This is a genomic window from Paraburkholderia sp. UYCP14C (assembly GCF_004197395.1).
In the GTDB taxonomy this organism is placed as follows: domain Bacteria; phylum Pseudomonadota; class Gammaproteobacteria; order Burkholderiales; family Burkholderiaceae; genus Paraburkholderia.
This window is the reverse complement of sequence record NZ_SELS01000002.1, coordinates 1-20,065: the sequence shown is the minus strand read 5'-3', so window position 1 is coordinate 20,065 and position 20,065 is coordinate 1. Positions and strand designations below refer to the sequence as shown.

Sequence of the window (20,065 nt, the reverse complement as noted above, 5' to 3'; positions counted from 1 at the left end):
GTCAACGCTAAGGGACCGTGCTGCAATTTGGGTCGGCTGGACGATCGATGTCGCCGTCCGGTTTTGATTTGTGGCAAGTAACGGGGAAGTGATGCGGCAGAACGCTGCAGGCGATGAGGACGATCATGGATCACTCAGAGAACCCATGTCAGCCAGCAGGAGCACGTGACGATAGCACCGTAGCGCTTGCTCCAAATTCACTGCAGAGGCGTCTAGACCAGGCCGAGGCTGACGTTCGCCGCCTAACGGAGCAATTGAGAGGGAAAGAGCGACAACTGAGCGATATGGGAAAGGCGTTACTTCGTACGGTGGCCGTGCATCATGCGATAGAAGAGCGGCAAGAGCAGGAGCTCGAGTCGTTGCGTGCGATGGCGCCATCATGGAGGACGTTGCAATGCGGCTGCGAGGAGCAGTCGGAGCGTTCTTACGGGATCACCGTTCGGCTGCCGTTTATCACCGAGATTCTTTCCGGGATGTTTGATGTCATGCAAATTTTCTGGTCCGACTATGACGAGAACAACCCGCCCAAGTCGTCCGTCGTAGCGCGGGCGATCGACGAACGGTTGAATCTGAAAGCTCAACCCGACGGCGAGGCGTCTCGAAGCGCGCAGACGTATGCGTCCGCAATCCGACCTGATTGGCTGAAGGAGACTGCTGGCAGCCGATACTCGCGGTCGCGGTCCTGACGGGGTGTCCTGACGGTAAGACGGACTTCCCCGTCTGTGCTCCCTGTTGCTTGAATCGGATCTGTGCCGGACAGATCCGCACAAAGCCAGGAGGACGGAAGTCATGTCGGATTCGATACGTGTGGCAGGCGCGGTCTTGCGTCGCAAACAGGTTGAGCAGGTCGTCGGCCTGTCGCGTTCCACCATCTATCAGCGCATCAAGGATGGAACGTTCCCGAGGCCAGTATCGCTGGGCGGGCGAATGGTCGGCTGGCGAGCGTCGGACATCGAGACGTTTTTGGTCAATCCAGCCGGATACCGCGTGGCGGCCAGTCCGTTCGACAGGGCGCATGACGATGATTGATCCATCCCGTGCGTCGCTGCAATCCCGTGTCGACAACTGGGCCAATGCGTCACGTGGCGCCTACAATCCGATCGACGCAGCTAGGATCGAGGCGGCTTGGCGATGTCTTGGGCCTCGTCACAAGGAATTGCTTCGTATGGTGTTCTTGTGGCACGCGGGTCGCGAAGTGGTTTGTCGCCGCCTCAAAATTCCTCGTTATCCGCGCAGTCTTTACGAACTGGAACTCGCCGCAGCCGAGCACGCGCTTGCCCGTCTGCTGGAGAAGAAACGGCCGTAAAATTTTTTCCGGAATTCGCCGGATACCCCCGGAACCTGACGGACGACAGTGCGGAAATGCCGGCGATTTCGAGGCTTGCCTCTCTGCAAAATCGCACCTAGAGTGCAGTCAACAACCTGTTCCGGTCGACGCGCAAACGCACGACCGAGTACGCGCCAGCGGCTCCGATGTCCCGATGTATGTGTGTGTGGGCGTAGTGGTCGCGATGCGAGTCAAGCCTGTGAACCCTGCGGTCGCAGGCTTTTCTGTTTTCTGCTGATCCCCCTTGAACCCACGGCGTGCCTCCCCGGCCCCGCGGGTTTCTTTTCCCGCGCACATCCGTGTCGGTACGTCGGTGCGCGACGGATTTAATCGATGGAAGGTGGATCATGAAGATGGATCGTTTCGTTCTCTGGTGTCGTGAACCGCGCGCGATGCGCGGTATTGCGCGGCGCTGGTCGCTCGCGCTGGCACTGCTCGCCGGCACCTCGGTTTTCACGCCGGGCGTGGCGCATGCGGACGACTGGGGTTGCCAGGTAGTGCTCTGCCTATCGAATCCCGGCGGTCCCGAGCAGTATGGCGAATGCGTGCCGCCGATCGAGAAGCTATGGCGCGCGCTTCGGCACGGCGACCCATTTCCGACGTGCGAGTTCGGTGCAGGCGGGGCGCACGGTACGTCCGCCACCAATACGTTCGCGAGCGGCGGTTATTGTCGCGAAGACCTGCTGCTGTGGGGTGGTCCGGAACAGAGCGAACTGCTGTGTCGGGCAACGGGCGCCATCAACGTCACTTTCGACAACCAGCTCTATACACGTGTCTGGTGGGACGTTGGTGGACAGGGGCCCACGATCACTGAATTCTATGGGGCAGGCAGTACGCAAGCGCCTTATGACCCGACGCAGTCCGCAGCGCTCTTCCAGCAGCGCATCGACCAGCAGTGGGATCGCTTCGGCGGGGGAAACTGATCGTGTCCCTCGACTTCATGGCACTCGCTCAGCAGTGCGCGCCGCAGATCGCGCCGGTCACGATGGCCGCGATCGTGCGCACTGAATCCGGATTCAATCCCTATGCGATCGGCGTGGTGCATGGCCGGTTGCTGCGGCAACCATCGAATACCGCCGAAGCGGTGGCAACGGCACGCGCGCTGGAGACGACGGGTTGGAACTTCAGCGTCGGACTCGCCCAGGTGAATCGCGCGAACTGGCCAGACTACGGGCTGACTGCCGAGAACGCTTTCGAGCCGTGCCGCAACCTGGCGGCGGCCGCCGCGATCCTTCAAGACTGCTTCGCGACGGCGCGGAGCCGGCGGGTCCATGCAGATTCCGATTCTCAGTCCGATGTACAGGGGGCGCTGCGCGCGAGCCTGTCCTGCTACGCGAGCGGCAATTTTTCGACCGGCTACCGGACGGGGTATGTACAGCGCGTCGTGGACAACGCGGCGGGTCAGTTGCCATTGCCGCCGGGCGTCCCGGCGATCATCCCTATCCCGGTCGTGCCGGTCGATTCTGCGACGCCGGTTCGCCCCCCTCTTTCCCCAGCTGTCATTCGACAGCTATCGCGGCAGGACCGCAATGGAGAGACTGCCACATCACCGGTTAAGGATCAGCGGCGAGAACCGGATGGCAGTGCGGTGGTGTTCTAGCCCGTCATTTTGAAGAATCAGATATTGATCGATCGAACTGGAGCCGGCCATGTGCTTAGGAATACTTTGTAAATCACAAAAGTTCGGTATGTGGACGAGGCGGTGGCCGTCCGGCCGAACGGCGGCGCGCGGAATCGCGATCGCCACTTCGTCCCTGACGTTCGCGGTGCCGGCATGGGCGCAGCTCTCCCAGGTCAATACGCTGCTGAGCACGATCCAGACGACGTTGCTGGGCGTGGGGGGCGTGATCTGCTCGATCTCCATCATCTGGGCGGGCTTCCGGATGATGTTCCAGCACGCCCGGTTCGGTGATATTGCGAACGTCTTTATCGGCGGTCTCTTCGTCGGTTGCGCGACCGTTATCGCTAGCATGTTGATTCCGGCAGGCTGATCCAGGAGCGCCGAACCATGCACTCGCTCAGGGATTCCATCTTCAAAGGCTGCACGCGTCCCGCGATGCTCTGGGGCGTGCCGCTCGTGTCGTTTCTGGTGATCGGCGGCGGCATGCTGATCCCGGCCATCTGGGCACTACTCGCGAGCCCCCCGCTGGGTGTCGCGATCCTGTTCCTGATGATTCCCGTGTTCGTCGCGATGCGCATGATCACGCGCTATGACGATCAGCGCCTCGCGCAGTATTCGCTACGCACTCGCATGGTGCTGCGCCAAGGCAACCGCCGTTTCTGGGGCACGCATGCCTACGTGCCGGTCCTCCTGAAGAGGAGGGCGTGATATGCCGGCCAAACCGCAACTCGTTTCCGTCGCGAATCGGGAAGTGCCGCTTGCGGGCTACATCCCTTACTCGACGCACGTGACCGGCCACGTGATCAAAACGAAGGAAGGCGACTACCTGCAGAGCTGGAAGATTGCCGGCATCGCGTTCGAGGCGTCTGATCCTGCCGATATCCTCGCGCGTCACGATGGGTTCAACCAGTTCGTGCGTGGGCTCGCAGGCGGGCATGTGGCCCTGTGGGCACACCGTCTGCGTCGACGTGTGTCGGATTACCTTTCGACGCCGTACCACAACCGCTTCTGCAACGAACTGGCTACGCGCTACTACGCTAGCTTTGCCGGCTATCGGATGATGGCCAACGAGCTTTTCTTGACGGTGGTCTACCGACCAAACCGCACCCAGCTCGGTCGTGTTTTCAGCCGTGCGGCGCGCCGCACGCGCGACGATATCCGGCGCGACCAGCTCGACGCGCTGAAGGTGATGGCGGAACTCGCGGCCCAGGTCGAATCAAGCCTCAAACCGTACGATCCGGTCGCGCTCGGCGTCTATACCCGACCCAGTCCCTGCACGTCGTCTCCGCGCAGCTATTCATCGGCGTTGGAATTTCTTGGCTATCTGGTCAACGGGACCTGGGAGCGCGAGCCAGTGCCAGCTGGGCCGATTCGCGAAGCGCTGCCAACTTCGCGGCTCTTCGTCGGCGCCGAGAAAATCGAGATCCGCATGCCGGCGACGACGCGTTTCGCCGCGATGCTTGACCTCAAGGATTATCCAGAGGACACCGAGCCGGGCATGCTGAACGGACTGCTCTATGCCGACTTCGAGTACATCGAGACGCAGAGCTTCACGATCCTCGACAAGCCCACGGCAAAAGAGGCTCTGGAGCGGCAGCGCAACCAGCTTATCGCGGGCGAGGACGTCGCCGTGTCCCAGGTCGAGGCAATCGACCGGGCGCTTGATGACCTGATCAACGGCGATTTCGTCCTCGGCGAATATCACTATTCGCTGGCCGTGCTTGGCGACACGCTGGACGAGGTGTCCAGGCATGTTGCGAAGGCCCGCACGCAACTGGCCGATGCGGGTTTCCAGGCGGCACTGATCGATCTCGTAGCCGACGCGGCCTGGTTTGCGCAGCTACCGTGCAACTGGCGCTATCGGCCGCGCGAGGCGAAGCTCACATCGCGCAATTTCTGCGGCCTGTCGAGCCTGCACAACTTCGCGACGGGAAAGCGCGACGGCAATCCGTGGGGCGAGGCGATAACGATCGTCAAGACGCCCGGCGGCCAGCCGCTCTATCTGAACTTCCACGCGACATCCGACAAACAGGATTCGCTCGACGAGAAGGCGCTTGCCAACGCGCAGATCATCGGTCGCGCCGGCGCAGGCAAGACGGTGCTTGAGCTGTTCCTACTGGCGATGGCGACCAAGTACGGCATCACCGCGGTTCTGTTCGACAAGGACCGTGGTACGGAGATCGCGATTCGTGCGATGGAGGGCACCTATACGGTATTCCGTCGTGGCGAGCCTACCGGGCTGAATCCGTTCCAGATGGTGGCGGGCGAGCCCGTGATCGACTTCTGGGAACGCCTCGTACGCAAGCTCGTCGATATTGGCGAGCCGCTGTCTGCGAGAGATGAGCTCGACATCTCGCGCGCCGTGCGCGAAGTCGCCCGCATGGACAAGCCCCTGCGTCGTCTGTCGATGGTCCGGCAGCTCCTGCCGAACGTGGGCGAAAACAGCCTGCATGCGCGGCTCGCGAAATGGTGCGCGGGCGGGCGCCTGGGCTGGGTGCTCGACAACCCGACCGATCGCATCGATCTCGCCCACGCGACGCTGTTCGGCTTCGACGACACCGAACTGCTAGACGATGGCGAGGTGTCCACGCCCATCACAATGTACCTGCTGCACCGGACCGAGAACCTGATCGACGGGCGGCGTTTCATCTACGTGATGACCGAATTCTGGAAGCGGCTCAGTGATCCGGTCTTCACGGATTTTGCAAAGAACAAGCAAAAGACGATCCGCAAGCAGAACGGGCTTGGGATTTTCGATACCCAGTCGCCGGCCGACGTGCTGCGCAGTGAAATTGCAAGTGCGTTGATCGAGCAGAGCGCGACGTTCTTCTTCCTGCCGAACCCGCGCGCCGATTACGACGATTACGTGCGCGGTTTCAAGCTGACCGAAGCCGAATTCAACATCGTGCGCAACCTCGGCGAGAACAGCCGCCTGTTCCTCGTCAAGCAGGGCCATCGCTCGGCCATCGGCCGGCTCGATCTCGCGGGCCTTGGCGATGTGCTCGATGTGCTGTCGGGCACGACCGACAACGTTGAACTGCTCGACACTATCCGCGCCCAGGTCGGCGACGCGCCACAGGACTGGTTGCCCGTCTTCCATGAACAGCTTGCGAAGCGCCGCGCCGCACAGTCAGAACAGGCCAGTGCGCGCCTATCTTTGTTGCCGGGGCCGGGAGGTGTGCGATGAGCGGCCTCTTTACCGCTGTGTGCGGCACGCTCGAGAACGGCATGTCGATCTACGTGACGAACGTGTCGTCGGCGCTGTCCGGTGCGCTCGTTCCAGTTGTCACGACGGCTGGCACGATCTGGGTGTTGGCCTACGGTCTCGCGGTGGTGCGCGGCGAAGCGCACGAAGCCGTGCCGGCGTTCGCGTGGCGCGGGCTAAAGGTGGCGATCACGCTCGCGTTCGCACTGAGCGCCGGCATCTACCAGCAGCAGGTCGTCACCGTTGTCGGCGGTGCGACGTCCGGACTCGCCCAGACGATCCAGAACGCGGCGAACACGACGGGCGGCGGCAATCCCGGCTGCGGCTCGGCCAACGGCAGCAGCGTGACGGGGCAGGGTGCAGCGACCGGCATCTACCAGACGCTCGACTGCTACGACCAGCAGATCGATCTCGTGATGGACGCCTACTTCGACAAGGCGACGCACGAAGGAATCAGCCCGAGTGGCCTCGCCGCCGCGATAGGCGATTTTCTGTGTGGCCTGGTGGCCGCGCTCGGGGGCTCGATCTTCCTGATCGTTCTGGCTTTCGAGGTCGTGATGGCGAGGATGCTGCTCGATCTCGTGCTCGGGCTTGGGCCCATTTTCATCGCCTGCGCGGCGTTCGCGCCGACCGCGCGGTTTTTCGAGGCGTGGACCGCGAAGGTCGCCAATTACGCGTTGCTGCAGGTCCTCGTGGCCGCCTTCCTCGGTATGGCGCTCACCGCGTTCTCGGCTGATCTCACGTCGCTTCATGCGACGGGTAGCGCACCCGGCGCCGATGCATCGGTCCTCGTGCAAGCCATTTCCGCCTCCCTGGACGACAGCGCGGCGGCCGCCGCCGCGATTGGCCTCTTCGCGACCGGCGTGTTCCTCGCGATGGTCGGCTGGCAGTTGCCGACCGTGGCGGCGGGCCTGTCGGGCGGCGCGACATTGTCCGGCTTCGGCGCATTCGTGGCGGGCCTTGCCTCGCGGAGTCTGGCGATCGCGATCGGGCGGGCGTTAAGCGCTAACGGGGGAGGGCCACGCCCCGGCGGCAAGATTCGCGATCGTACGGGCTCAGGTGGTGGCTCCGGCGGTACGCCGGTGAGTGGCACGACGCCGGCCTACCAGCGCGCCGCGCGCACGAACCTTGGTCAGCCGGGTAGTTGAAGAGGAGGTGATGACCGTGAACGGACGATGCAGATGGATGAGCGCCGCATGCGTGTGGGCGTCAGGGTGCGTGGGTGCTTACGGGCAGGGTATCCCGGTCTATGACGCGCAGAACGTCATCCAGGCCATTGCCTCGGTGGAGCAACTGAAGCAGGAAGTGCAGCAGGAGATCCAGATCTACCAGTCGACGGTCGGCACGCGCGGCTTCGGCGCACTCCTGAGCAATCCGGTCGTGGCGAACTCATTGCCGTCGAACTGGCAGAGCGTCTATACAGCGATCCAGAACGGGGGCTATGCGGGCCTGACGGGCAGCGCGCAGGCGTTGCGCTCGGCCAGCCAGATCTATAACTGCGAGGACCAGACGGGAATCGATCAGCAGGTGTGCCAGCGCGCGCTCAACAAGCCCTATCAGGACCAGGCGTTCGGCCTGCAAGCCTACCAGACCGAGCTGCAGGAACTGGACCGGACCCAGGGCCTCGCGCAGCAGATCGACCTGACGCAGGACCCGAAGGGCATCGCGGAGTTGCAGGCGCGCATCCAGATCGAGTCCACGGCGGTCGGCAACGAGATGACGAAGCTGCAGCTTTTCCGGATGCTGGCCGAGACCGAGGACAAGCTCGCGGCCGAGCAGCAGAGCGAACTGGTGCTGAGCCGGGCAGCCAAGACCAACCGGCTGCAGGACCAGATGGTGCCGGCGTCGTTCGGAAACTGAGGAGATCACCATGTCCCTGCTGACCTCTTTGGCACTGGCTTGCTGCGTCGCCTGGAGCCTGGCTGCCTGCACCAGCGGGCCGATGAAACCCGTGTTGCCGGACGGGCTGCATCGTGTGCCGGTCAACCGCCCGCCGCCGGTGCCTGATGTGCCAACTGCAGCACCAGCCACGGTACCGGCGGCTCCGGATCAGCACGCGTCCCCGGATGCCGGAGACCGGTCATGAGTGCGTCGCACGATTACGGGCGCGTGCTCGACATCGAGGCGTCGCTGACCCACCTGCAGGAGCGTTCCGAACGGCGCGCGTGGCATGTCGCCTATGCAGCGATCGGCGTAGCCGTGCTCAGTGCCACTGCGCTGGCGGTGATGGTGCCGTTCTATCGCGTGGTGCCGCTGCCCATCGAGGTCGATCGCCTGACGGGCGAATCCCAGGTGATCGACGTGCTCGATGCTCGCCACGTGCATACGAAGGAGATCCAGGACAAGCACTGGGTCGAAACCTATGTGCGCGCACGCGAGCGCTACGACTGGGGGCTGCTGCAGATGGACTACGACAGCGTCCTTGCGATGAGCGACGACGTGGTCGCTCGCGATTACCGCGGCATCTATAGCGGCCCCGATGCGCTGGACCGGCAGTTGGGGCCGGGCATCGAGCGGCGCATCCGGCTCCTCTCGATCACGCTGCCGCCCGACGAACCCGGTCATGCAGTCGTGCATGTCGAGCGCACATCGTTCAAAAACGGCGAGGCCCATGCCGAACCGACGCAGCGTTTTGTGATCACGCTGGCCTACACCTACCGGCCGCCCGTATTCACGCGCGAAAGCGTGGCGATTGCCAATCCGTTCGGTTTCAAGGTCACGGCCTACAGTCGCGACCCCGAATATACGCCGCCGGCTGCGGCCTCCGCCTCGAACGTCGGGGGCACGCCATGAGAACGCCTGCTTTAGTCGTGGTGCTCGCCGCTGGGTTGCTCTCAAGTACGGCCTACGCGTTCGACCTGCCTGGATGGAACGACGACTCGCGCGTTCGCCAGGTGATCTATCGCGCGGACGACGTTGTGCGCATCGAGGCGCAGCGCGGTTTTGCCACGCACATCGCTCTCGATCCGCACGAGCACATCCAGGTCGTCGCGCCCGGAGACCGGGACGGCTGGCAGGTGGTCGCGAACAGGGGCGATCACGACGTGTACCTGAAGCCGCAACTCGCCGCGCACGACTCGAATCTCGAGATCCGTACCGACCGGCACAGCTACAGCTTCGATCTGGTGGTGCTCCCGCTCAAGGCCAGGTTTGGCAACGACCGTGAGATGTACCGCGTGACCTTCGTCTATCCGGATGAGCTGGCGAAGCAGGCGCAAGGGGATTCGGATGCGGCGCGGGTCGCGAAGCGCCTGGCGCAGCTGCCCACCGTGCGTAACGCGCGGTACTCGATGCAGGTCATGCCGGACTCCGACGACATCGCACCGACCTCGGCATGGGACGACGGGCGCTTTACCTATCTGCGTATCCCGAACAACCGACGCATGCCGGCGATTTTCCGGGTGGCCGATGACGACACGGAAAGCGTGGTCGACAGGCACGTCGAAGGCGACACGATCGTCGTGCACGAGGTCGCGAAACGATTCGTGCTGCGGCTCGGCAATGAGGTCGTGGGCATGTGGAACGACGCCTACGACATGGACGGCGTGCCGCCCCATGACGGCACGACGGTCAACGGGGTGAAGCGCGTTCTGCGGAGTCACGATGATGAACGATGACGCCCCACGAAATGTGATCGAGCCCGACGATGCTCCCGGCTCGATGCCTCGAAGTGGTCAGAACGAGAGGGTATCGGGTGCTGCTTCGGATCGCGGAATGCCCGCGCTGGGTCAATACCGTGGTGCCCGCCCACGCGCCTGGTGGCTGACGCCGGTCGTGATCGTGCTGATGGTCGGCGCCGGCGCCGTCTGGACGGTGCACGGCTTTCTCGCGCGCCACGATGCCGAAGCGAAGGCCAGGCGCGACACGCTAACCGATACGTCTTCCCAGGGACGCGTGTTCAAGGATCCGCCTGCATCGTCGGTCGATCATGCGGCTTCGGCCCGGGTACCGCCGAGCGCGGTTGCGGCTCCTTCCACGCCGGCCTCGGGTGCGGCCGTGGCTGCCGCGCCTGCTCGCACCACACACGCGGTGCCAACCCGCAGCTACTTCGATGCGCCGCTGCTCGCAACGGGCGGTGGACAGGAGTCCGCGGGTGGGCTGCCAGACGGGATGGCGGGCGCGGCTTCCCCGGTTCCAGCCGCGGCGAGCGGTGGCGCCGGAGCGCTAACGCAAGGGCCGGCCGGCGGCGCGCTCGCCCAGGCGTTGACGCCAACCGTCACGCAGCGCGTTCGGGCCGGGACGCTGGGCAACCGCAGTCTAATGCTCGCGCAGGGCGCCAAGATCGACTGCGCGGGCGATACGGCGTTCGATTCGACCGAGGCCGGAATCTCGACGTGCACGGTGACGAAGAACGTATATTCGGACGATGGCCGTGTCGTGCTGATCGAGCGGGGTTCGCAGATCAACAGCCAATATCGCTCGAACCTGTCGCCAGGCCAGAAGCGGGTGTTCGTGCTGTCGGCCCGTATCGAGACGCCCCACGGCGTCACGGTCGAGATCGACTCGCCCGCGGCCGACGCGCTCGGTCGTATGGGCATCGACGGCTACGTGGACAACCACTGGCGCCAGCGCATCGGCGCAGCGATGCTGCTCGGCCTCACCCAGGACGCGATTGGCTATCTGTCGACACGCGGCGGCAACTCCAGTGGGTCGGTGGTGTATGAGAACACGCAGCAGCAGGGCAACGACATGGCCACGCGTGTGCTCGACAGCACGATCAACATTCCGCCGACGCTGACGCAGAATCAGGGTGCGGAGTTCACGATCGTCGTGGCGCGCGATCTGGACTTCGGCTCGGTGTATGCCCTTCAGCCGGAGGGCACGCGATGATGCCGCATACCCATCTGCCGGATGCATCTCGCGACCCGGTACTGGCCCGGCTGCCCGACGACGCATCGGTGTGCGAGCTGATGCGTCCATTCGCGCCGCTGCTCGACGATCCCGACGTGACGGAACTGGTGATCAACCGGCCGCAACGTGTGCTGACCGAGAACGCGCTGGGCTGGTATAGCCACGAATGCCACGAACTCGATTTCGACCGGTTGATGTCGTTCGCCGTGGCGGTGGCCACGCTGACCAGTCAGGAAATCTCGGCCCAGCATCCGATACTGTCGGCGCTGCTGCCGGGTGGTGCGCGCATCCAGATCGTGGTACCGCCGGTCGTGCCGCCGCGAACGGTGTCGGTGACGATCCGTCGGCCGTCCGCACGCGAGAAGACGCTCAATGCGTACCGTGACGATGGGCTGTTCGATGACACGGTCTGGCATCGTCCGGATGGGCTTGATTCAGCCTTGCCAGCATTGCGAGCCGAAGACCGCAAGCTGGTTCGATGCCTGGAAGAGCACGACTGGGGCACCTTCTTCGATGGGGCGGTCACGGGCCGGCTCAACGTCGCGGTCGTCGGCAATACGGGATCCGGCAAGACCAGTTTCATGAAGACCCTGTGCCGCTCGATCCCGGCGACCGAGCGGATCGTGACGATCGAAGATGTCCGCGAGCTGTTCATCCGGCACATCGAGAACTGCGTCCACCTGCTGTACAGCAAGGGCGGCCACGGCCAGGCGCGCGTGACGCCCGCCGATCTGATAGCGAGCACGATGCGCATGCGCCCGGATCGCGTGCTGCTCGCCGAGTTGCGCGGCGCCGAAGCCTATGACTTCCTGAAGCTTCTGACGACCGGGCACGCGGGTTCGATCACCAGCTACCACGCGCCCAACGCGACGGTCGCGATCGAACGCTTCGCACTGATGGCGAAGGAACACCCGGAAGCCGCTGCCTGGGACGATGCCGCGCTCAAGCGCCTGCTGTTCCTGACCATCGATGTCGTCGCGCACTTGGATGCGCGCCCGGTCTTCAATGCAGCGGGCGAGCAGACCGGCAGACAGTGGGGCATGACGGAAGTCTGGTTCGATCCGCTGCGCAAGACACGCACCGCGTTCGTCTAGGGAGCGGCGATGAACCACCCGTCTTCCTCTCTGCTTCAGCACACCAGGACAGCCGCCATGACATTGGCCGTGCTGGCTTGCCTGATGGGTGGAGTAGCCGCATCGCTCTGGCTCGCGTCGTTTTTCCTGTACGCAAGCCTGCGGATCAATCCACTGCACGCGGGACTGTGGGGCTGGCTCGATGCGGCGCTGACCTGGCGGCACGGGATGATGCCGAACATCGGCCGCAAGCTCGCGGGGGCGGCGCTGTTTGGCGTGCTCCTGTCCTTCGGTGGCCCGGTTCTCGGACTGCTTGCGCTGTGGGCGAGCACGAACCGGCGTCGTCTCTATGGCAGCGCGCGCTTTGCGAGCGAGTCGGACATCCGTCGGGCGGGGCTGCTATGACGATGCGCACGCACCTCGATACCGTACCCGCGATTGTCGTTGGCATATGGCGCGGGCGTTACCTGCGCTTCGCCGGTCAACAGTTCGTGCTGCTGGCGGCGCCCGTCCGCTCGGGTAAAGGTGTAGGCATCGTGATCCCGAATCTGCTCAATTTCCCCGATTCGGTGGTGGTGCTCGACATCAAGCAGGAAAACTATGCGGCCACGGCCGGCTTCAGGCGTGCGCATGGACAGGATGTATACCTGTTCAATCCGTTCGCCGAAGACGGCCGCACGCATCGCTACAATCCCCTGTCGGCGATCTCGGACGGCCTGTTCCGGGTGGGCGACATTCTTACGATCGGCTATGCCCTCTATCCGCCGGGTGGCCACGATGACTTCTGGAAGGACCAGGCGCGAAACCTGTTCCTCGGCATCGTGCTCCTGTTGTGCGAATGGCGTGACGCGCGCCGGGCCGGTTGGGGAACGTCGATTCCCGACTATCCGGTCACGATGGGCGAAGTGTTACGGCAGTCATCAGGCAATGGCATGCCGGTGAAAACCTGGCTGCAGCGCGCGTTGGTGCAGCATCGCGACTTGCTCTCGGGGCAATGTGTCGATGCGTTAAATCGCTTCCTGTCGAACGACGACAAGGTGCTCGCGAGTGTGCTGGCAACGTTCAACGCGCCGCTCACGATCTGGGCCAATCCGATCGTCGACGCGGCAACCAGTGCAAACGACTTCGACCTGCGCGATGTCCGTCGCCGCCGGATGTCGGTCTATATCGGCATCACGCCGGACCATCTGTCGGAGGCGGCGCTGCTCGTCAATCTGGTGTTCTCGCAGTTGGTCAACCTGAACACGAAGCAGTTGCCCGAAGCCGATCCCGCGCTGAAATTCCAGTGCCTCGTGCTGCTCGACGAAATGACGTCGATCGGAAAGATCCACATCATCGCGCGCGCGGTCGCCTATATGGCGGGCTACAACCTGCGTCTGCTGTCGGTCGTCCAGTCGATCGCGCAACTCGAGTCGGTCTACGGACGAGCCGATGCGCGCACCTTCATCACGAACCACGCGATGCAGATCCTCTATGCGCCGCGTGAGCAGAAGGATGCGAACGACTACTCGGAAATGCTCGGCACGTTCACGGACCAATCGCGCAGCGTCAGCCGCCCGAACGGATTTTTCGGGAGCCGGGGCGGGTCGAGCGAAAGCGTGTCAGAGCAGCGCCGGCCGTTGCTGTTGCCGCAGGAGCTGAAGGAACTCGGTCGAGACAAGGAAATCATCGTCCTCGAAAACACCAGGCCGATCCTGGCCAACAAGATCTGCTACTGGCGCGATCGCGGGTTTGCGTCGCGCGTCACGGCCGCGCCCTCCGTGCCCGCACTGAATCTGGCCCATTTCAGCGCTGTGGTCGAGCGCCGGCTGCGCGATCTGCATCCCAACGAGATCGAACAGGACGGCGCGGGGCTGATCCATCTGCCACCCGAATACCTGGAAGTGCTGCAAGCATGGGATCCGCGTGACCTGCCGCCGAACCTCGCCGACATCAGCGAGGAGGAGGCCGTGGCCTACGTGGAACGGCATTTCATGCTGCTGGGTGTCCCGGCCCGCCAGGTGGTGCAGGCGAGACGTCATCTGAGCGTCGACGATCTTGATGTGGCGGAACTCGATTTTGTTGAGCCAGCGCGGCGCGCAGCCGCTGACGACTCACGAGCCATGGGAGCGCTGCAATGACGACCCCCTACGTGGATGAGACGGACCGTGCGCGTGCCGCGCTTGCCGTGATACCCGCTGACGACTATGAGACCTGGGTCGACATGGCGTTCGCGCTCAAGCAGGGCTTCGGCGACGAGGGTTTTGAAATCTGGGATGCGTGGAGTCGCACGGCCGCCAACTATAACGAGCGCGCGGCCCGAACCACGTGGCGCTCGGTCAGCGCATCGGGCGGCAAGACGCTCGCCACGCTGTTCTGGCAGGCGCGCCAGCATGGCTTCGACCTGAAGCGAACGAATTATCCGGACAACATGACGGCCGCGCTCGCGCCGTCTCCGGAGATGCTGGCGCAACGCGCGCGCGAGGAGGCGCAACGGCAGGCGCGCCATGCGGCTGTGGCGCGCGAGGCCGTGTCGATCTGGCAGTGGGCGAGGCCGGTCGGGCCGGAGCATCCGTATCTCGTGCGCAAGCGACTCGAGCCGATGGACACGCTGCACGAGCTGGATGCACTGGAGCTGCACGCACTGCTCGGCTATGCGCCGGCCAGCGAGGAAGAACCTCTGACGGGGCGCGTGCTGATCGTGCCGGTCTGGAACGGGCCGATCTCGACACTGGAGCTGATCGATGAACACGGGCGGAAATCGTCATTGGCCGGCGGCGTAAAGAGGGGCGGCTACTGGATGACGGAGCCGACACTGGTTCCGACGAATGAATCGTCGCGGATCCTGATCGCTGAAGGCATGGCGACGGCCTTGTCCGCTTCGCGCGCGACAGGCTGGTCCGCGGTGGCGGCGCTCTCGAGCGGGAATCTGTCGATGGTGGCAACGAACCTTCGCGAGCGATATCCCGATGCAGACCTGATCGTACTCGGCGAACTGGGCAGTGGCGAGGCGCAGGCGCGACAGGCTGCGGAAGCGGCTCACGCCCGTGTGGCCTGGCCGGCGTTTGCCGCTGATGCGCGCATCGACGACAAGGTGCCGACCGATTTCAGCGACATGGCGGTGTTGTCGGGCTTTGATGCCGTCGGCGCACATCTGCGCGCCGTGGTCCGCTCTGTCGTGAAGGCGGAGGGTCAACCGGGTGTCTCCACTGCATCCGGCATGACAGTGGTTGAGGTGGATGAGCGCGAGGAGGGCAGGATGATGAGCAACGTCAAGGAAAGGCTGCTGGCCGACGAGGAAGGGAAGCCCCGTCGCCGGTCCTCGAAGCTTAGTGTGCCGAAACAGGCGGCGCCGGAGGTGCCGGCAACGGACGGGGCATCCGGCTCGGCGCCCTCCTCGGTGGATGCGCCTGCGTCGTCGTCGCCGGCTGCTGCTGCGCCGGTTGCGGATCCGCCGCGGTTTGCGTCGACGCGCCCGCCGGTCGGCGAGCCGCTGTTTGGCGTGGGTGACGTGTCAAACGAGGTCAGGGCATTGGCCGAGCACCGGTTCGGCTCGCCGCTCAGGATGGGGACGCCGCGCGAGAACGGTGGCCCTTATCGCGGCGAGGTGTTCAACACGGAACACTATCTGATCCAGGAGGTCGCGACGCGCAGCGTCGTGTTCCATCGCAAGGATCAGATGACCTTCGTGTCCGAGCGTCTGAAGTGGATGGACGAAAACGCGCGGCTGAACGGTTCCGAGTTGCAGGTCGGTTATGACGGCGGCGAGGCCCGGGTCTATCCGTGGGACCGTGCGCGCGAACTGCTGGAACGCGCCGTCGGCTCGCTGAAGAAGTCCGCCCGCGAGTTGAATTACAGCCCGAATCTGGAGGGGATGCTCGACCAGTTGCAGGCGAGATCCTGGGCACGTATCCGGGAGGCGCGGGCGGCCGCGCTGGAGAAATCCCGGGAACAGAACGCGTCGCGCGAAGCAGACTCGACGCCCGACCGATAAAAGACGGCAGTTGTGCTCACGTGCAACGCCGATCTTGAGGATCCGAGGTAGTGACATGGCTCAGACAACTTCCACTCACGAGGCCGATCCGGTCATCAACGTGATCGAACCGGACGTGCCGGACAACAGCGGCGGCGGCCCGGCTGCTGCGGACGATCGTCGGGAGAGGCTGGAGTCGGCCGCGAGGGATGCGGTATCTGCCCGACGCCGGCGCGAGTTCGATGCTGCCCGCGCGCGATTGCGCGATCAGGCGATCCGTGACGATGCCGTTACGCCACAGCAGACCGATACCCGATCGCCAACCGGGGCGACGGTCGAGGCGGATCGGGTCCGTGCGCCGCTCGACCAGCCGCCCGAACGCGTGCGCAAGCGTTATCTGCGCGCGGGCAACCAGTATTTCCTGAAGGACGCGCCGTATCAGCTTGCGTTCGAGGATCTGGGGCCGTACCTCGTCACCGGACACAACCGGCCGGACGTGGTCGAGTCGATGATCGACATGGTGCAGGCGAAATCGTGGCGACGCATTCGTGTGTCGGGCCATGAGGCATTTCGTAGCAAGGCGTGGTTGCAGGGCACGCTACTCGGTATCGAGGTGAGCGGCTACGAGCCGAAAGCCGCAGACCTGGCGCGTCTGGCGAATGCCCGGGAGGCGCGGCTGGACAATCGCGTCGAGGTTGCGCCGAAGGTCGGCGCAACGGCTGATGCAACCGAGCAGGATCGCGTTCCGGCCGTCGCATCGGCCGTACCTCGAATCAACATCGGCACGACCGTCAACGGAACCTCGTCTTCCGCGCCAGTCCATGCGCCTGTATCGAAACCGGCTATCCATGAAGCAAACCGGAACGCTGCCAACGACGAGGCCGACGTCCCTCGACGGTACGTCGGCGAACTGCGTGAGCATGGGGGCGCCCCGTACCAGCACAACCCCGCACGCAGTGACTCGTACTACGTAGTGTTTCGCGATGAGGCCGGCATCGATCAGGTCGTGTGGGGCGTCGATCTGGAGCGTGCGATACGCGAAGCGAATGGTCGGATCGGGCAGCAGTTGACTCTCGAAAACCTCGGCAAGCGCTTCGTCACTGTGCGGCTGCCCATCCTGGATCAGGAAGGCAGGGTGATCGGCGAAGAGGAGAAGGACGTCTATCGCAATACGTGGCAGGTGGAGGTCGCGCAGCGGGATCGGACAGCCGCTCGCTTGCCGTCACGATCCGACGAGTCGGCTGGCGGCGAGAGCCGATCTGCCGATTTGCGTGCCGAGCCTGTTGCCGCGGAGGAATCGCATCGCCGTCGTGACGCGGAATATTCGGAGCGCGAACGAGCCTTGCATGTCGCGGTGCTGGCGGCTGCCATGCGCGAGCAGGGGTTCAGCGAGCGTTCCGTTGCTCGCGTGCAGCAGCGTGCGGAACGCATGCTGGCTGCGTTCCAACACGAGGGCATTCCGGTCCCGACACCGAGGGTGTTCGATCCGGCCGCGCCATCGGGACGGGATCGTCGTAAGCGTTCCACTCCGGAACGCACGCCTGCCCGCGAGGTCGACCGGACACCCGTTGAGCCGTCATCCCCGTCACCGTCCCGCTGAGGTGAATCGTGGTCATGCGCGAGCGTTTGTGTGTCGAACTCGGGGCCGTCAGGGTGCGCTGGGACGACTGGTGCGCGCGCCGCGGTTTAACGGCGGCCGAGGGCGTACGCCAGTTGATCGCAATTGCGGTCCGCGAGGATGCTGATGGGGAATCCGGCGCGCTCCTGCCGGGCCTGCCCCGGCCGGTAGTCGGGGAGCCGCGCAGTCGCATCGAAATCCGGCTGACCGCGTCGGAACTGGGCGCGGTCGAACAGCGTGCCGCTGCGTTGGGTCTCGGTGGGAATCGATGGATCGTGTCGCTGGTTCGTGCGCAATTGACGCGGCAGCCTCAACTGGGCGAGCACGAGATGCGCGCGCTGTCGGTGTCCAGCCAGCAGCTCGCCGGGATCAGCTGCTTGTTGAGCCAGCTCGCGCGCGCAGGCCGGATAGAACTCTCGCGTCAGGATCTGACGGTCGACTGGGCGGAGACGCGAAGGCGCATCGACGACCACCTGCGTGCAACGGCGGCGGTCATGCGCGCGAACCTCGATCGATGGAGTCGCTGACATGCCTTATCCGAAAATCTACATCGATGCGATGCTCGTGAACTGGGGCGATCGGTTGTTTCAGGAGCCGTTGCGGCATGCACGTGCGTCGCGGCTCTCGCGTGTGGGCATTCGGGACGAGGGCGCTCGCATGCGCGCGCAGATTGCCCGCACGCTCAGGCGCACTCCGGAGGTCATGGTCAAGATCACCAACAAGGCGGCCAGTGCACAGGGCATAGGTGCCGTGCGTCGGCACCTACGGTACATCTCCCGTAACGGCAGGATCGAGCTGGAAGACCAGAACGGCGAGCGTATTGCCGGAAAGGATGCCCTGCGCGATCTCACGAAGACCTGGGAGCTTGGCGGGTGGGGTATCCCGGAGACCAGCACGCGGCGCGAGGTTTTCAACATACTTTTGTCGATGCCACCCGGAACGGACCGGCAGGCGGTGCGCGATGCGGCGCGGGACTTCGCGGCGCTCGAGTTTGGAGATGGCCGGGCGTACGTTTTCGCGGCGCACAACGACGAGGCGCATCCGCATGTTCATATGAGCGTGCAGGTGCGAGGCCCGGACGGTCGCCGCCTGAATCCGCGCCACAGGGATCTGCAGCACTGGCGCGAGCATTTTGCGGAGACGTTGCGTGAACACGGTGTCGAGGCGAATGCCACGCCCCGGCGCGCGCGCGGCGTGACGCAGCGGTATCCGAAACCGGCGGTTGCCCATATGATCGCGCGCGGCGAAACGCCGAGATACTGGAAGCCGTTGCCGGCTGACGCGCAACGCGACGCGGGCTGGATTGCCCATGGTGGCACATTCGCCGCCTGGCGAGAAATGGCCTACGTGATGGCAAGGTCGCGTGCGCGTGAGGATCGTGCGATGGCCGTTGAAATGGCGTACTTCGTCGGCGCCATGCCGGTACAGCGAGATCGGCCGGTGTTGGGGCGTGTGCAGGATGCCCGGCACGAGCAACCGGAGCGTCACGTGTCGGACACCCCAGATCGCCCGGGTGTTGCGGGGCCGGACGTGGAGCGTTGATGCCGGGAGGGCGTAGTGGCTGTCGTGGATCGGCGCCAAACGCCGTCTGGCCTATATCCTGATTTCCCGGTTTCCCCCACATACCTGCTATGTCGAGGTCTTTGCGGGAGCCGCGCCGCTGTTTTTCATGCGGCCGCCGGCGGAGGTCGAGGTATTGAACGACGTCAACGATGAACTCATCAACCTCTATCGAGTCGTTCAGCACCATCCCGAAGAGTTCATCCGTCAGCTCAAGTGGACCATCAGCAGCCGACAGGTGTTCAAGTGGCTGAACGATATGCCGCCTGAGACGCTCACCGACATTCAGCGCGCCGCGCGTTTTTATTAGCTGCAGAGGAACTGTTTCGGTGGTCGCGTAGAAGGGGGCACCTTCGGCTCGAGAACGGGATCGGCGTCGGAGTTGAGCGTGTGGCGTCTAAAGGAGATCCTGTCGACAGCCCGTCGCAGGCTTTCTCGAGCCTATATTGAAAAGCTCGACTGGCCGGTATGCATCAGCCGGTACGATCAGCCCTGTACATTCTTCTATCTCAACCCGGCGTACTGGCAGAGTCCGGGATGCGGTGTACCGTTCGGTTTTGAGCAATACGAGCGAATGGCGAGCGTGATAAGGGCGATCGAAGGGCGCGCGATTGTGACCGTGAACGACCAGACATGAGGGAAGTATTTGCCGGGCTGGATTTTGAGCGTATCGAAATCCAGTACACGCTCGGCGGACCGCGTAGGGAACTGATCTTCTACAGTTGGAATAGGGCGGATGAGCCGGCGGGACTGTTTTGACAGGGGCCTCAAAAAATGGCATTGCGGCGGCTCCGGTTTTTCTGGACACAGAGTTGGGGTAAAACGTGTGATCCAAACTGGAGTAGTTGATGTTGAAGA

The 20,065-nt window shown here is 64.1% G+C and carries 21 protein-coding genes and 1 pseudogene; all 22 read left to right on the top strand.

The window, feature by feature from the left end; genetic code table 11:
- Nucleotides 1–125 precede the first annotated feature (125 nt).
- Entirely contained in the window at nucleotides 126–686 is a 561-nt protein-coding gene (locus EVC45_RS01880) for a hypothetical protein (RefSeq protein ID WP_129956350.1), read from the top strand.
- A gap of 103 nt (nucleotides 687–789) precedes the next feature.
- Entirely contained in the window at nucleotides 790–1,029 is a 240-nt protein-coding gene (locus tag EVC45_RS01875; protein WP_129956349.1) for an AlpA family transcriptional regulator, read from the top strand.
- The gene (locus tag EVC45_RS01870) at nucleotides 1,016–1,306 is read left to right on the top strand and encodes a hypothetical protein (RefSeq protein WP_306770735.1); all 291 of its coding nucleotides are present in this window, start codon (nucleotides 1,016–1,018) and stop codon (nucleotides 1,304–1,306) included. The genes EVC45_RS01875 and EVC45_RS01870 overlap by 14 nt, the downstream gene beginning before the upstream one ends.
- A 368-nt stretch (nucleotides 1,307–1,674) precedes the next feature.
- Nucleotides 1,675–2,250, top strand: coding sequence for a hypothetical protein (locus tag EVC45_RS01865; protein ID WP_129956348.1), 576 nt, complete (start codon nucleotides 1,675–1,677; stop codon nucleotides 2,248–2,250).
- Nucleotides 2,250–2,927 carry a lytic transglycosylase domain-containing protein gene (locus tag EVC45_RS01860; RefSeq protein ID WP_168991387.1) on the top strand — a complete coding sequence of 226 codons (678 nt, stop codon included), beginning with the start codon at nucleotides 2,250–2,252 and terminating at the stop codon, nucleotides 2,925–2,927. The genes EVC45_RS01865 and EVC45_RS01860 overlap by 1 nt, the downstream gene beginning before the upstream one ends.
- Nucleotides 2,928–3,015: 88 nt before the next feature.
- Nucleotides 3,016–3,318 carry a TrbC/VirB2 family protein gene (locus EVC45_RS01855; RefSeq protein WP_248295017.1) on the top strand — a complete coding sequence of 101 codons (303 nt, stop codon included), beginning with the start codon at nucleotides 3,016–3,018 and terminating at the stop codon, nucleotides 3,316–3,318.
- A 17-nt stretch (nucleotides 3,319–3,335) separates the two neighbouring features.
- Nucleotides 3,336–3,656, top strand: a complete 321-nt coding sequence (locus EVC45_RS01850; RefSeq protein ID WP_129956347.1) for a type IV secretion system protein VirB3 — start codon at nucleotides 3,336–3,338, stop codon at nucleotides 3,654–3,656.
- Nucleotide 3,657: 1 nt separating this feature from the next.
- Nucleotides 3,658–6,135: a VirB4 family type IV secretion/conjugal transfer ATPase gene (locus tag EVC45_RS01845; RefSeq protein WP_129956346.1), complete on the top strand. Its 2,478-nt coding sequence runs from the start codon at nucleotides 3,658–3,660 to the stop codon at nucleotides 6,133–6,135.
- On the top strand, nucleotides 6,132–7,301 hold the full coding sequence (locus EVC45_RS01840) for a type IV secretion system protein (RefSeq protein ID WP_129956345.1): 1,170 nt from the start codon (nucleotides 6,132–6,134) through the stop codon (nucleotides 7,299–7,301). Before EVC45_RS01845 ends, EVC45_RS01840 begins: the two co-directional genes overlap by 4 nt.
- Nucleotides 7,302–7,338: 37 nt before the next feature.
- Entirely contained in the window at nucleotides 7,339–8,013 is a 675-nt protein-coding gene (locus tag EVC45_RS01835) for a type IV secretion system protein (protein ID WP_248295002.1), read from the top strand.
- 10 nt (nucleotides 8,014–8,023) lie between these two features.
- Nucleotides 8,024–8,239 carry a hypothetical protein gene (locus tag EVC45_RS01830; RefSeq protein ID WP_129956343.1) on the top strand — a complete coding sequence of 72 codons (216 nt, stop codon included), beginning with the start codon at nucleotides 8,024–8,026 and terminating at the stop codon, nucleotides 8,237–8,239.
- On the top strand, nucleotides 8,236–8,946 hold the full coding sequence (locus tag EVC45_RS01825) for a virB8 family protein (protein ID WP_129956342.1): 711 nt from the start codon (nucleotides 8,236–8,238) through the stop codon (nucleotides 8,944–8,946). The genes EVC45_RS01830 and EVC45_RS01825 overlap by 4 nt, the downstream gene beginning before the upstream one ends.
- On the top strand, nucleotides 8,943–9,770 hold the full coding sequence (locus EVC45_RS01820) for a TrbG/VirB9 family P-type conjugative transfer protein (protein WP_129956341.1): 828 nt from the start codon (nucleotides 8,943–8,945) through the stop codon (nucleotides 9,768–9,770). Before EVC45_RS01825 ends, EVC45_RS01820 begins: the two co-directional genes overlap by 4 nt.
- Complete coding sequence (virB10, locus tag EVC45_RS01815; RefSeq protein WP_129956572.1) at nucleotides 9,760–10,983, top strand: type IV secretion system protein VirB10; 1,224 nt, start codon at nucleotides 9,760–9,762, stop codon at nucleotides 10,981–10,983. The genes EVC45_RS01820 and virB10 overlap by 11 nt, the downstream gene beginning before the upstream one ends.
- A complete protein-coding gene (gene virB11, locus EVC45_RS01810; protein ID WP_129956340.1) occupies nucleotides 10,980–12,098 on the top strand; it encodes a P-type DNA transfer ATPase VirB11 in 1,119 nt (372 codons plus the stop codon). The genes virB10 and virB11 overlap by 4 nt, the downstream gene beginning before the upstream one ends.
- Before the next feature lie 9 nt (nucleotides 12,099–12,107).
- Nucleotides 12,108–12,482 carry a hypothetical protein gene (locus EVC45_RS01805; protein ID WP_129956339.1) on the top strand — a complete coding sequence of 125 codons (375 nt, stop codon included), beginning with the start codon at nucleotides 12,108–12,110 and terminating at the stop codon, nucleotides 12,480–12,482.
- Nucleotides 12,479–14,197 (top strand): type IV secretory system conjugative DNA transfer family protein, encoded by a 1,719-nt coding sequence (locus EVC45_RS01800; protein WP_129956338.1) that lies wholly within the window; start codon nucleotides 12,479–12,481, stop codon nucleotides 14,195–14,197. The genes EVC45_RS01805 and EVC45_RS01800 overlap by 4 nt, the downstream gene beginning before the upstream one ends.
- The gene (locus EVC45_RS01795) at nucleotides 14,194–16,050 is read left to right on the top strand and encodes a PriCT-2 domain-containing protein (RefSeq protein ID WP_129956337.1); all 1,857 of its coding nucleotides are present in this window, start codon (nucleotides 14,194–14,196) and stop codon (nucleotides 16,048–16,050) included. The genes EVC45_RS01800 and EVC45_RS01795 overlap by 4 nt, the downstream gene beginning before the upstream one ends.
- 55 nt (nucleotides 16,051–16,105) lie before the next feature.
- Complete coding sequence (locus EVC45_RS01790) at nucleotides 16,106–17,629, top strand: LPD7 domain-containing protein (protein ID WP_129956336.1); 1,524 nt, start codon at nucleotides 16,106–16,108, stop codon at nucleotides 17,627–17,629.
- A gap of 14 nt (nucleotides 17,630–17,643) precedes the next feature.
- The gene (locus tag EVC45_RS01785; protein ID WP_306770734.1) at nucleotides 17,644–18,174 is read left to right on the top strand and encodes a plasmid stabilization protein; all 531 of its coding nucleotides are present in this window, start codon (nucleotides 17,644–17,646) and stop codon (nucleotides 18,172–18,174) included.
- 1 nt (nucleotide 18,175) lies between these two features.
- A complete protein-coding gene (locus EVC45_RS01780; RefSeq protein WP_129956334.1) occupies nucleotides 18,176–19,189 on the top strand; it encodes a relaxase/mobilization nuclease domain-containing protein in 1,014 nt (337 codons plus the stop codon).
- A gap of 19 nt (nucleotides 19,190–19,208) precedes the next feature.
- Nucleotides 19,209–19,966 (top strand): annotated as a pseudogene (locus EVC45_RS01775) (DNA adenine methylase).
- Nucleotides 19,967–20,065 lie beyond the last annotated feature (99 nt).